Source organism: Hymenobacter lapidiphilus (assembly GCF_003417065.2).
Lineage (GTDB): Bacteria > Bacteroidota > Bacteroidia > Cytophagales > Hymenobacteraceae > Hymenobacter.
The window spans coordinates 1-13,245 of the sequence record NZ_QVLT01000010.1; the positions used below are offsets into that span (position 1 = coordinate 1).

Here is a 13,245-nt window from a genome sequence, read left to right on the forward strand (position 1 = left end):
CCACGCCAAACGGCTTAAGACCTTGCGCGGCCTCACGCCACATGAATTTGTCTGTGCCGAGTGGCAGAAAAACCCCGTTAACTTTACCCAGGACCCGACCCACCTCACGCTGGGACTATACACCTAGTTTTCATTTTTTAGAGCTAGAGCAGTCGTAAATAGACCGTAAATTAGAAGCTAGTCCCCCCTCCCCACCGGATGTCGTGACTTGAGCGAGTGTGGGGTTAGGGGGTGGGGTTAAAACAAGGCCGAATTAAGGCCCCGCTGTCAGCGCCTCGCCCCGCTCGAAATCGTAGAGCGTGAGGGCGCGTAGCCGGTAGTGGGCCACCCAGGCGGCGCGCAGGGCCTCGATGTAGGCGCGGCGGGCCTGGTCTTTTTCGGCGGTGGCAATGGTGAGGTCGGTGAGGCTGATGCGGCCGACCTGGTAGGTGGCCTGGGCAATGGCGTAGCGGCGGCGGGCCAGCGTATCGACGCGGACGGCCAGCGCCAGCTGGGTAGCCAGCGTACCGAGCTGGGCGGCCTGCACCCGCACTTCCTGCTCGAAAGTGGTCTGCTCCTGCTGCACGTCGGTCTGGGCCTGCCGGCGGGCCAGCTCGGCCGTTTTCACGATGGCTTGCCGCCGGCCCCAGTCCACGAGCGGCACCGCGAAGCTGAGGCTTACCTGCTGCTGCTGCTGCAGCGCCGCGTAGGTATCCCAGAGGTTGGGGGCCTGATTGATGTAGCCCAGGTTGGCCGCCAGCGTGGCCTGGAAACCGGTGGTACCGCGGGCCCGGGCTACTTCGCGCTCGGCTTCGAGTAGCCGGCGGCGGAAGCCGAGTACCAGCGCCCGGTTTTGTTGGGCCTGGCTCAGCGCCAGCTCCGGCAGCACCACCGCCAGCCGTGGGGTGGCGGGCACCTGCAGGCGCAGGCTGTCGGCGGCCAGGCCGGTGTAGCGCTGTAGCTCCACGGCCGCGTTCTGGGCATCGAGACGGGCCTGGGCTTCGACCTGCTGGGCCGTGAGCAGGTTGAGTTCGAGCCGCAGCAGGTCGCTTTGCGAGAGGCGGCCGAGGCTGTACCGCTCCCGGCCCAGGCGCAGCAGCTCGGCGTTGGCCTGCACATTCTGGCCCGCCACCTGGGCACTTACCTGCTGGCCGAGCACATCAAAATACAGCTCCGTTACGCGCTGGGCAATGGTTTCCCGCTCCTCCACAAACTGCCGGCCACTCTCCTGATAGCGCAACGGCTCCAGCCGCCGCGCCCAGCGCAACTCATTAAAGCGCCCAATTGGCTGCAACAGCCCCACGGCCACCGGCTGGTTGTTGTAGCGCCGGATGCTCCCGTTGAAATCATCGAACCGCTGCACTTCCGAAGCCACGAACACCTGCCCGCCGGTCAGGCCGATGTTCTGGCTGAGCGTGAGGGCGAGGTTGGAGTTATTGAGCCGCACGGCCCGGAAATCGGTGGTGCCATCGGGCTGCACCACCGGCGTTACGGCCCGACTGTAGCCCGGCAATACGCCCTGCAGGCCCAGCTGAGGCCGGTAGTTGGCCCGGTAGCCCCGCCACTGCCAGTAGCTCTGGTCGCGGCTGGTGCCCGCCCCCCGCGCCACCGCCGACTGGGCAAGGGCCTGGTCGATAACTTGGCTTAAGCTGATAGCGGTTGGCTGATAGCTATTAGCTTTCGTGCTTGTATCCTGCTGGATGACGGTTGTCTGCTGGGCATTGGCAGCCCGACTGAAAAAGCTAACAGCTAACAGCTGAAAGCTAATAGCTAAGAAGGTTTTCATTTTATGGTGATTTCGGGGGTGTCGAGGTGGTCTTTCATGTCGGACACGATGATTTCCTGGCCGGGGCGCAGGCCGCCGGTTATCTGCACGTAGTCGAAGTTGCTGTCGCCGAACTGCACGGTACGGCGCACGGCGCGGCCGTTCTGCACCACGAACACCGGCTGCTCTTTGCCGCCTTGGTAGAAGGGCCCGTTTTTGACCCGCAGCACATTATGGTGGGCCTTGGTCACCACGAATACATCGGTGCGCAGGTTGGGGCGCAGGGCCGGGTGGTGGTCCTCGGCTATGGTGGCGTAGAAGGTGACCGTGCCCTTGTCCACGGCGGGGCTAATGGTGCTGATGGTGCCGCGCAAATCCTGGTCGTTGATGCGCACTACCACCGGGTCGCCGGGGCGCAGGGCATCCGCGTAGGCATCAGAAATGGTGGCCCGCACCCGGAAGCGGGTCAGGTCGGCTACCCGGGCCAGCGCGTCGCCGGCCTGCACGGTGGTGCCCAGCGCGTCGTTCACCCACGTCAGTACGCCCGGTTGCTGGCTGCTGATGTTGGCTTGGGCCAGCTTACCGGCCAGCTCGGCAATGCTCCGCTCCTGCATCTGCACCGTGAAACCCAGTTCGCGGCGGTCGGCGGCGTTGGCGGCCCGCTGGTTGGCAATCTGCTCCAGCAGGCGCCGCTGCTCCAGCTGGGCTACGCGCAGGTTCAGTTCGGCCTGGCGCACGCTTTCGGCCGTACCGCCTCCCACTTTCAGCAGGTACTGCTCGTCGCGCAGCGCCGATTGCAGGCTGTTGATTTTCACGGACTGCACCCGCTGCTGCGACTGCAAATCGTGGAGGGCTTTTTCGAGGGCCAGCTGCAGCTGGCTGCCGCGGTTGCGGTTCTGCTGCTGGCCGTCCTCCAGTTTGGCCAGGGCCGAAGCAGTTAGCTCCCGGTCGAGCTCGATGATGGGCTGGCCCGGCTGCACCCGGCTGCCCACGGCCACCAGCACCTGCCGGATGGTACTGGCAATGGGGCTGGTGAGCACGGCTTCGTGGGCCGGGATAATGACGCCGGCCGCCGTGAGCGAGGCCTCCACGTCGCCGCGCTCCACACGGGCCAGCAGCAGGGCGTTACGCTCGACACTGGGTTGCAGCACCGTGCGAAAGGCCAACAGGGCCAGCCCCAGGGCAGCCAGCAGCCCCGCGCCCAGCAACCAGCGGTGGCGTTGGCGGCGGTTTTGGGTGGCCGTTGAAATAGCTCTGTCCATTTTCGTACAGGTAGAAGAAGGGTTCTACCAGGAATAGCCAACGGCCGTGCCACTTCTGTAATTACCTCTCTATCATCTATTTGATGGCATTATCTATCAATTGAGACTGGACAAAGCTGTCCGGAAGCGGACAGCTTGTTTGGTTGTGGTACCGCGCCTCCCCTATTACCGCACCGGCCGGCACCGAAAAAACCTACCGCCCCAGGCAACGGTGGCAACTCTGGCTCCATCTGCCCCGCCAGCACGCTACTCCTGCTATATATTAATTGTGCAGAATGGTCAGAATCCCAGCTTTTCATTGAAATCTGAAATTATTTTCAACAGTACCTTGCGTTACATAGTACCTTTAGCTACCTTTGGTTCGTTGATTAAATAATCTCTTTGGCCGTGCGGCTGCTCCTCAAGCGGAGCCCGGCACGGCCCCCACCGAACAACGTCTTCGCGCCAACCGGGCCGGACGGGTGGGCCCCGGTCGGAAGCTTTGGTTTCCTGCCGCCGCCCCGCGTGTTTCGGTTTGCTGGCGCCCGTCTTTTTGGCGGTTTGCGCCCCTATCCCCTACGTCTGAATCACTGGCCATCAGGCCCATCCGGCGGAACCGCGGCCGCCGGAAACGGCCCCTGCTTGCCTTTTATTTCCGACCCAAACTTCCTTCACCATGACTTCCATCACTACTTCCAGCCGGGCCCGCGGGGCCTGGGGTTCCTTGCCGCGCCCTTTTTGGGCCTCACTTTCGGCCTGTTTTCGCTCACCGCCGCCGCCCAGGGTCCGGCCCCAACTGCCGCCACCGGCCGGGTAAGCGGCACCCTGCTGGAGCAGGGCACCGGCCAGCCCCTGCCCTTCGCCAGTGTGGTGCTGCTGCGGGCTCAGGATTCGAGCTTCGTGGCCGGGGCCGAAACGCTGGAAAACGGCAGCTTCCGGCTCGACCAGCTGGGGTTGGGCAGCTACCTGCTCAAATCGTCGGCGGTGGGCTACCAGGGGCTGCGGCGGCGGGTGGTGCTAACGGCTGCCGCGCCGGAGCTGGCGCTGGGCACTATACGGCTGGCTTCAATTACGACCCAGCTGAAAGGCGTGACGGTGACGGGCGAGCGGGCCACGGTGGAAAACGAGCCGGGCAAGCGCGTTATCAATGTGGAGAAAGACTTGGCCAGCGTGGGTGGCATGGCCACCGACGTGCTGCGCAACGTGCCCTCGGTGGCCGTGGATGCCGGCGGCAGCGTGAGCCTGCGCGGTTCCTCCAACCTCACCATCCTCATCGATGGCAAGCCCAGCGGCGGCAGCAATGGCGGCCCCGGCCTGCGCCTCGACCAGATTCCGGCTTCCCGCATTGCCCGCATCGAGGTGATGACCAACCCCTCGGCCAAGTACGATGCCCAGGGCACGGGCGTCATCAACATCATCCTGAAAAAGCAAACCAAAAACGGCGTAAACGGCACGGCCAGCTTGCTCGGTGGCACCGGCGACAAGTACAACGCCAGCCTGAGCCTGAACCGCAAGCAGGGCCCCGCCAACCTGAGCCTGAGCTACGACCGCCAGGACGAAACCTACCACGAGCGCACCCGCAACGCCCAAAGCAGCGGCCCGATAACGACCCGTCAGGACGGCACCGGCGTCGAGCGCAACTTCTCGCACAGCCTCAACCTGGGCCTCAACTACGACCTGAGCAAGGAACAGAGCCTGAGCCTGAGCGTGAACCCCACCTGGCAGCAGGAAGCCAACCGGGCCGAGCAGCGCCTGAGCACCGCCCGCCCCGGCGAGCCCACCACCACCCAGCAGGGCGTGCAGCAGCTCGACGTGGACGTGAAGGTGCTCGAAAACGTGGCCAGCTACCGCCGCACCTGGGAAAAGCACCCCGGCCGCGAGCTGACGGCCGTGGGCGGGGCCGTGCTCATCCGGGCCGATGTGCCCGTAACCCAGACCCTGGAAAGCGGCGCCCTGACCAGCTGGCGGCAGCAGACGGACGTAGCGGGCAACATTTACTTCGCCCAGCTCGATTACACCCACCCGCTGGCCGGTGATAAGGGCAAGCTCGAAACCGGCCTCAAAACGCAGTACCAGCGCAACCAGGGCACATCCGACCTGTTTGCCCAACAGCCCGACGTGCCCGGCGGCTACGTTCGCGACGAGGCCCGGTCGCTGGCCTACAAAACGCGGGAGCTGGTGCCGGCCGCCTATGCCACCTACCAGCGCGGCTGGGCCAACCACTGGAACGCCCAGGCCGGCCTGCGCACCGAGTATACCCGCGTAAATGGGGCTGTGGAAGGCGGCCAGGGCCAGTTCGACATCCGTTACCTGGGCCTGTTCCCAACGGCCAGTGTCAGCCACCGCTTCGGGCAGCGCGACACGGCTAAGGCCGCCGAGCAGCCCCAGCAGCTTTCGTTTAGCTACGCCCGCCGCCTCAACCGGCCCAATTTCATGCAGCAGCTGGCCGTTCCCATCTACCAAGACCCGCGCTTCTACCGCCTCGGCAACCCCGAGCTGCGGGCTGAATTCAGCCACAACCTGGAGCTGGGCCACCAGCTGAGCCTGCCCGGCGGGGCCGAGATTACGACTACGCTGTTCGGGCGCTTTACCAACAACGCCATTCAGCGCCTGCGCGACGTGGATACGATGGCCACCAACCGCAACCCCGCCGCCGGGCTGGTGCTGGTGGAAACATACCGCAACCTGGGCAGCACCACCAACGTGGGCCTGGAGCTCACCTGGAGCCAGCCGATTACGGCCTGGTGGCGGGTGCAGGCCAACGGCTCGCTCTACCGGGCCCAGCTGAACACCAACGCCCCCGACGCCGGCTCGCGCCAGGCCCTCACCGGCACGGCCCGCCTCAACCAGAACTTCAGCCCCACGCCCGCCCTCGATGTACAGCTGACCGGTTCTTACCGCTCGGCCACCCTCACGGCCCAGGGCCGGCAGTTGGCCATCGGCGGCCTCGAAATTGCCCTGCGCCAGCGCCTGTGGCAAAACCGCGCCGCCCTCACACTACGCGTCTCCGACCTGCTGAATACCCAGGTACGCCGGGCCGAAGTCAACTCGCCCGAGCTGCAATCCACGCTCTACACCAAGCCCGAAACCCGGGTTGCCTGGTTGGGCTTCACGTGGTACGTGGGCGCCACCAAGGCCAAAGCCGGCCGCATCGAGGCGGCCCCAAGTGGCGGGGGTGGTTTTGGGGGATAAAGGTTAAAACAGGTAAGCTGGTACATGGTGCGTTTGACGTTCAGCGGTCCTGACGGCGCAAGTAGCGCAATCAGGACCGCTGAACGTCAAACGCACCATGTACCAGCTTACCCATCTCAGCCCCGCGCATCGGGCGGCAGCAAAGAATTTTGCATGTTGCCGTAGTACGTTAGCAGCGCAATGGTTGTCCGCAGGATTCATCGTCGCCAGCCGGTACGCGGGATGCGCCAAACGGCGTGCCATCGTCAGCCGTTAATCACTCATTACTAAAAAATGGCGGCTTTCGTGGCGTTTATTTTTCTGCTGCTGACCGGGGCCGCAGTGCCGGTGAACCGGCAGTTCCGGCAAACGCAGGGCGGCGTGCCGGTGTTTGTGGTATCTAACGGCACCCACACCGACCTTGTGCTGCCCGTGCGCGACCCGCAAACCGGCCACGACTGGCTGGCCGAGCTGAATCAACCGGCCCTCACGGCCCGGTTCGGGCGCTACCAGTACGTGGGGTTTGGCTGGGGCAATGAGGGCTTTTTTCTGGGCTCGATGGGCGGGCGCACGCCCGGACCGGGGGCCGTGCTGCGGGCCTTGCTGCCGTCTAAAACCTTGGTGCACGCCAGCTTCTACCGCACCGCGCCCGATTCGGGTACGCGGGTAGTACCGCTTCGAATTTCGGCCGCGCAGTATGGGCGACTGGTGGCCCATGTGCAAGCGGCGCTGGCTGCTCCCGATTCGGCGGGCCGCCGGCCTCTGCGCCAACCCGGCGGCTATGGTAGCGCCGACTTCTTCTTCCAGGCCCGGGGCCGCTACCACGCCCTGCGCACCTGCAACGACTGGACTACCCGGGGCCTGCGCCGGGCCGGGCTGCGGGCCCCGCTGAAGTCACCATTGGCCTCTCCAGTCTTATATCATACTCGCCGAACAGGCCAAAATACCCGTTGAAAATTACCTTTATGCCGACTAAAGCAAATTACCCTCCTAAAATTATATTTTATCCTTAATGAGGCCGTAACTTGCGCCTTCAAACGCTCGCTTAAAAGCGGAGTCGTAAAGTTTATAGTGAGGGCCGGAAGATGTTGGATGTACAGCGCGAAGAATTACCCCAGGCATATCTGCTTATCCCGTCCTATTTAGCCGCTAACACCACCGATAGCGAGGTGCTGGCCCGCGCCCTGCACCGCGCCAGCCGCGCCGGCAAACCCGCCGTGGTAGTAGACCTGAGCCTGATAGACACGTTGAGCAACGATGCAATCGAGCTCTTGCTGGCCTACACCTTCGTGCTGCGGGCCCAGTCGCGCCAACTCATTCTGTGCCACACCCCCCAGGCCAGCCGCCACCGCTTCCAGTGTATCGACTCCAACTCGCAGCCGCTGCTGGTCGCCTCGGTGCTCGATGCCATGCAGGAAATCGAACTCGAAGCCTCCCGAACGAGCTGATTTGGGGCCGGCGCGGAAGAATCGGGGGAAATCCGGCGGAAAGCGCGAATTTTGCGGCCATACCACCGCATTCCGATTCCTTCGCCCCCGATGAGCAGCGTTCAGAAACCCAGCATTCCGCAAGGCACCCGCGACTTTGGCCCGGCCGTAGTGGCCCGTCGCAACTATATTTTCGGTGTAATCCGCCGCGTGTTCGAGAAGTTCGGCTACGCTCCGCTCGAAACCCCGACCCTGGAAAATCTGAGCGTGCTCACCGGCAAGTACGGCGACGAGGGCGACCAGCTGCTGTTCAAAGTGCTCAACTCGGGCAACTTCCTTAAAAAGCAGAAGGGCGAAGTTATCAAGGAGGAAGTAACGGCCGAAGACCTGCTGGCCGGCCCGCGGGCCGTGCTGCCCAAAGTGGCCGAAAAGGGCCTGCGCTACGACCTGACGGTGCCCTTCGCCCGCTACGTGGTGATGAACCGGGGCACGCTGGTGTTCCCGTTTAAGCGCTATCAGATTCAGCCGGTGTGGCGCGCCGACCGTCCCCAGCGCGGCCGTTACCGCGAGTTTTACCAGTGCGATGCCGATGTGGTGGGCACCGATTCGCTGCTCTGCGAAGCCGAAATCGTGCTTATGATGAGCGAGGCCCTCACCACGCTGGGCCTCACCGAGCACACCATCAAAATAAACCACCGCCGGGTGCTGGGCGCGTTTTACCAGGCCCTGGGCGGCGAAGGCACCGAAGTGGACCTGTTTACGGCCATCGACAAGCTCGACAAAATTGGCCGCGAGGGCGTGGAAAAGGAGCTGACGGAACGCGGCTTCTCGGCCGAGGCCGTTGAAAAGCTGTTCGACCTGCTGGGCGTGGCGGGCGGCTTCGAAGAGAAGCTAGAGCGGCTGCTGGCCGCCTTCGTAACGGCCGGCGTGGAGCCCGACACCCCTGGGGCCGACGGCTACAAAGGCCTGCAGGACCTGCGCCAGGTGCTCGACTACCTGCGCGGCTTTGGCTTCGAGAAGTGGGACAACCTGGAGTTCGACGTGACGCTGGCCCGCGGCCTGAGCTACTACACGGGCTGCATCTTCGAAATCAAGATCAACAACGTGAACATGGGCAGCGTGAGCGGCGGTGGCCGCTACGATAACCTTACCGGCGCGTTCGGGCTGCCGGGCGTATCAGGCGTGGGCTTCTCGTTTGGCGTCGACCGCCTCTACGACTGCCTAGAGGAGCTAAACCTGTTCCCCGAGGCCGTAAACAGTACTTCGCGCTGCCTGCTGGCCAATTTCGATGCCGAAAGCGAAGTGGCGGTGCTGCCCGTGCTGGCCCGCTTGCGAGCCGAGGGCCTGGCCGCCGAGCTATACCCCGAATCGGGCAAGCTGGGCCGGCAGTTCAAGTACGCCGATGGCAAAGGCATTCCGTACGTGCTGCTGCAGGGCCCCGAGGAGCGCGCCGCCAGCCTGTTCAAGCTAAAAACGCTGGCTACCGGCACCGAGCAGACGCTGACGCTGGAGCAGGTGCTGGCGGAGTTGGCAACTGTTAGGAGTTAGTGGCTGAACGTCATTCAGAGCGAAGCGAAGAATCTCGCGTGCTGACATTGGGCTACTGGCACAACATCAGCACGCGAGATTCTTCGCTTCGCTCTGAATGACGTTCAACCACCGAAAACTACATCTGTACATTGAGGGCCTGCCGGACTTCGGGCCAGCTCATCTCGCCGGCCACATAGCGACCGTAAAGCTGCCTGGCGTAGGGCGTGGCCTTGGTACGCAGACTTGGAATAGCATCCTGCAGGCGCATCAGCACGGTGCGTCGCTGGGAGGGCGTCTGAGCGCCGGGCCCGAACTTCGGGTTGTATTCCATATCGTAATGAAATAAAAGTCAGGGCGATACTTCAAATATCGGAAGTCTGCCTTTCAGAAGCAAACGCAAAAAATACGGATTTCACCCGGGCGCGGCTCCGTATTTGTACCCGCCACGCCCGTTACCACCAGGGTTGGCTGGCGGCATGCTTATCGGGACTTCCAAGGCGGCTGCGGGCGTAGCCGCCGGGCCGTTATGGGGTGCGCAGGCATATTCTGTACTTTTGAAGTTCCCGCCTCTTCCTCCCCACCCCATGGCCGCCGACTACGAGCTTACCCCCGCCGCTTCCCTCGATTTAACGACCCTCGACGAGCTACTGCGCAGCCGGGCCCGGGTGGTGCTCAGCGCCGAAGCCCGTCAGCGCCTCGAAGCCGGCCACCACTACCTGCGCCAGCGCCTGGAGCGCGACCCCGATACGGCCGTGTACGGCATCAATACCGGGTTTGGGGCCCTGTGCGGGCAGGCCATTCCGGCCGAACAGCGCCAGCAGCTGCAGCAGAACCTGCTGATGTCGCACGCCTGCGGGACGGGGGCCGAGGTGCCGGCCGAGCTGGTGCGGCTGATGCTGCTGCTGAAGGCCCAGAGCCTGTGCTACGGCCACAGCGGCGTGCAGGTGGCCACCGTGCAGCGCCTGCTCGATTTCTACAACCGCGGCATGCTGCCGGTGGTGTACGAGCAGGGCAGCCTGGGTGCCAGCGGCGACCTGGCCCCGTTGGCCCACCTCTGCCTGCCGCTGCTGGCGCTGGGCGAAGTCAACTACGAGGGCTACCGCCTGGCCGCCGCCGATGCGCTGAGTCTGTTCAGCTGGGAGCCCATTGTGCTGGGTGCCAAAGAAGGATTGGCCCTGCTCAACGGCACCCAGTTCATGCTAGCCTATGCCGTCCACGCGCTGCTGCGGGCCCGGCGCCTCGCTGCCGCCGCCGACGTTATCGGGGCTCTTTCGCTGGAGGGATTCGACGGGCTGCGCGAGCCGTTTGATGAGCGCCTGCACCGCCTGCGGCCCCACCCCGGCCAGTTGCTGGTAGCCGAGCGGCTGCGGGGCCTGCTCGCCGGCAGCGAGCTGCAGCAGCAGCCCAAAACCGCTGTGCAGGACCCCTACTCGCTGCGCTGCATGCCCCAGGTACACGGCGCCTCACGCGATGCGCTGGAATACGTAACCCGCACCACCGAAATCGAGTGCAACGCCGTAACCGACAACCCCACCATTTTTCCCGAGGATGATGCTATTCTGAGCGGGGGCAATTTTCACGGCCAGCCGCTGGCTCTGGGGCTGGATATGCTGGCCATTGCCGTGGCCGAGCTGGGCAGCATCTCGCAGCAGCGCACCGCCCAGCTCATCGGCGGGCAGCGGGGGCTGCCGCCGTTTCTGGTGGCCGCGCCGGGCCTCAACTCGGGGCTGATGATTCCGCAGTACGCCGCCGCCGGCCTTGTCAGTCAGAACAAGCAGCTTTGCACGCCCGCCTCAGTAGACAGCCTGGTAAGTAGCAACGGCCAGGAAGACCACGTGAGCATGGGCGCCAACGCCGCCACCAAGGCCCTGCGCGTGGTCATCAACGTGGAGCAGCTGCTGGGAATCGAGCTGCTGAATGCGGCCCAGGCCCTGGAGTTCCGCCGCCCCGGCCGCAGCTCGGCGCCGCTGGAGGCGCTGGTAGCCGCCTTCCGTGAAAAAGTACCCTTCGTGGCCCACGACCGGATCCTGTACCCCGACCTCGCCGCCGCCGCCGACTTCGTGCGCACGTACGCCTGGGAATAGGCAACGGCGGCATTTGCGCCACATTTCGCGTTCTTCGTGCACAGATTACGGCCCGTTTGGCGTTAGGCTTGTCATGATGAAAACCGCACTCCTGCTTTGGGTTTTGCTGCTGGCCGGCCTGTTTGGCGGCTTGGCGGCGCGCGCCCAGACGCCGTGCGTATCGCAAACCGGCACTGGCGCCAGCTTCGAGGCCTATGACGCCGCTACCGGCCAGCTGCTCCCGAAGCTACTGTGCGTAGGCCGGCCGGTACGGCTGCGCGACCGGAGCGGCCGAACACTTGACCCGGCCCAGATTTACTACCGGCAGGGCGCCACGACAATCTGCACCGGCTTTACCGACACAACTACCACTTTCATCTCCACTTTGGCGGGGCCACTGGTTATCACCCAAAATACCCAAGGCACACCAGGAGTCAGCCAGGGCATTATCTTTTCCAAAACCTACGAGGTTCTGCAAGCGTCGCCACCCGCTTTTACCCTCAGCGTATGTTCGCCGGGGCTGGTGCAGGTAACCGTTACTGATGCCAGCTACCCCGATTATTTCGTACAGGTGGGCACGGGGCCGCGGGTTCCGGCCTTGCGCGGCGTGGCGGTGAATTATCCGGTAGGCGGCGGCCCCAACACGGTTACTGTATCGGGCCGTAGTGCCCAGGCCGGGCTGTGCGAGGGCACCAGCACCCAACCCTTCACACCGCTGCCAGCCCCCAAGGCGCCGGTAGTGCGCCGCCTCACGCTGCCCGCCGCGGGTGCAGTGCAGCTGGAGTTCGATGCTCTGCAGCCCGAGTACCGCTACCAGCTGCAGGTGGCCGATGCCGCTGCGCCGGGCGGCTACCGCAACTTGGCAGCCGTAACGGCCGCCAGCCCTACTTTCACGCTGCCTGCGGCCCCGCTGCCGGGCTGCTACCGGCTGCTGCTGCAGGACCAGTGCCAGCCACCGGTCCTCAGCCTGCCTTCCAATGAAATCTGCTCAGTGCAGCTGATCGGCGCGGCTACCAACGGCCGCAACCAGCTCAGCTGGTCCAGCGCCGGCAATGGCACGTACACGCTCACCCGCATCGAGGGCAGCACCAGCGTGGTGCTGCCGCTACAGCCTGGTGCTACCAGCTACGACGATGCGGCCGGGAGCTGCGGCACTACTTACCGCTACCAAGTCAGCCTAAGCAGCGGGCCGGCCACTTCGATTTCCAACGAAATCAGCCTGACCGCCCTTTCCACCACGCCACCGGCCCGGCCGCGACTGTGGGCTGGCTTCAACCTACGTAACCAGGTGGAGGTGCGGGCCGAAGTCCCAGGACTGGCCAGCGGCGGCCGGCTCAGCTACCTGCGCAACGGCGCGCCACTCACCACCACGCCCGCCCGCCGCCTGCTCGATTCGCTGGTTACGCCCAACCCGGCCGTGCCGCTGTGCTACGCGGTCGAGTTTCAGGATGCGTGCGGCAACCGGGCCCCGGCCGGGGCTGGCGTGTGCGTGGTGCAGCTCGTGGCCGAAGCCGCCAGCCCCAATGGCCCCGAAATCCGCCTTACCTGGTCGGCGCTGACAGCCACGGGGCCGGACCCGGCCACGCCGGTGAGCTACCGGGTACTGGGGCTGGCGGCCGATAACGCGGTGGTTTCCAGTGTAGCCGTAGGCGCGGTTCTAACCTACCTCGACCTACAGCCCGACCCCAACCGGCAAACCGTACGCTACCGCATTGAGGCCCGCGGGGCAGGGCTGCCGGAACCCTCGTACTCCAACGTGGCCGAAGTGGCGCGCCCGGTGAAGCTGGTGTTGCCCACCGCCTTCACGCCCAATGGCGACGGGCTCAACGATGTGCTGGAGCTCAAGGGCCGCTTCCTCGACAGCTTCCGCTTCACCATCATCGACCGCAACGGCCAGACCGTGTTCCAGACCACCGACCGCACCCGCAGCTGGGACGGCCGCATTAAAGGCGCCACGCCGGTGCCCGGGGCCTACGCCTGGCAGTTTGAGGCCTTCGACCAGCAGGGCCGGGGCGTGAAGCAGTACGGCACCGTCACGATTCTGCGGTAAGGCATTCTTCTGGTCCGTT

At 64.6% G+C, this 13,245-nt stretch carries 9 protein-coding genes and 1 pseudogene; 7 read left to right on the forward strand and 3 right to left on the reverse strand.

The features are described 5' to 3' along the window. A pseudogene (locus D0N36_RS19560) lies at window positions 1–127 on the forward strand (IS481 family transposase); the annotation flags it as partial. Between the two features lie 126 nt (window positions 128–253). On the opposite strand, the gene D0N36_RS07760 reads toward D0N36_RS19560, so the two are convergent. Together D0N36_RS07760 and D0N36_RS07765 are read right to left on the reverse strand one after the other, a co-directional pair. Continuing rightward, entirely contained in the window at window positions 254–1,765 is a 1,512-nt protein-coding gene (locus D0N36_RS07760) for a TolC family protein (protein ID WP_116940836.1), read from the reverse strand. Then, window positions 1,762–3,006, reverse strand: coding sequence for an efflux RND transporter periplasmic adaptor subunit (locus D0N36_RS07765; protein ID WP_116940837.1), 1,245 nt, complete (start codon window positions 3,004–3,006; stop codon window positions 1,762–1,764). Before D0N36_RS07765 ends, D0N36_RS07760 begins: the two co-directional genes overlap by 4 nt. Before the next feature lie 621 nt (window positions 3,007–3,627). On the opposite strand from D0N36_RS07765, the gene D0N36_RS07770 reads away from it, so the two are divergent. The 4 genes from D0N36_RS07770 (at window position 3,628) to hisS (ending at window position 9,131) form a co-directional block, all read left to right on the forward strand. Further along, window positions 3,628–6,177: an outer membrane beta-barrel protein gene (locus D0N36_RS07770; RefSeq protein WP_147320787.1), complete on the forward strand. Its 2,550-nt coding sequence runs from the start codon at window positions 3,628–3,630 to the stop codon at window positions 6,175–6,177. A gap of 285 nt (window positions 6,178–6,462) precedes the next feature. Continuing rightward, entirely contained in the window at window positions 6,463–7,110 is a 648-nt protein-coding gene (locus D0N36_RS07775) for a DUF2459 domain-containing protein (RefSeq protein ID WP_190242574.1), read from the forward strand. Between the two features lie 131 nt (window positions 7,111–7,241). Continuing rightward, window positions 7,242–7,604, forward strand: a complete 363-nt coding sequence (locus tag D0N36_RS07780) for a hypothetical protein (RefSeq protein WP_116940840.1) — start codon at window positions 7,242–7,244, stop codon at window positions 7,602–7,604. 90 nt (window positions 7,605–7,694) lie between these two features. Then, window positions 7,695–9,131, forward strand: coding sequence for a histidine--tRNA ligase (gene hisS / locus D0N36_RS07785; RefSeq protein ID WP_116940841.1), 1,437 nt, complete (start codon window positions 7,695–7,697; stop codon window positions 9,129–9,131). A gap of 118 nt (window positions 9,132–9,249) precedes the next feature. Here hisS and D0N36_RS07790 read toward each other — a convergent pair whose 3' ends face one another. Beyond that, window positions 9,250–9,444 (reverse strand): hypothetical protein, encoded by a 195-nt coding sequence (locus D0N36_RS07790; RefSeq protein WP_116940842.1) that lies wholly within the window; start codon window positions 9,442–9,444, stop codon window positions 9,250–9,252. 253 nt (window positions 9,445–9,697) lie between these two features. On the opposite strand from D0N36_RS07790, the gene hutH reads away from it, so the two are divergent. Further along, complete coding sequence (gene hutH / locus D0N36_RS07795; RefSeq protein WP_116940843.1) at window positions 9,698–11,197, forward strand: histidine ammonia-lyase; 1,500 nt, start codon at window positions 9,698–9,700, stop codon at window positions 11,195–11,197. 76 nt (window positions 11,198–11,273) lie between these two features. After that, on the forward strand, window positions 11,274–13,226 hold the full coding sequence (locus D0N36_RS07800) for a T9SS type B sorting domain-containing protein (protein ID WP_190242575.1): 1,953 nt from the start codon (window positions 11,274–11,276) through the stop codon (window positions 13,224–13,226). Window positions 13,227–13,245: the final 19 nt, after the last annotated feature.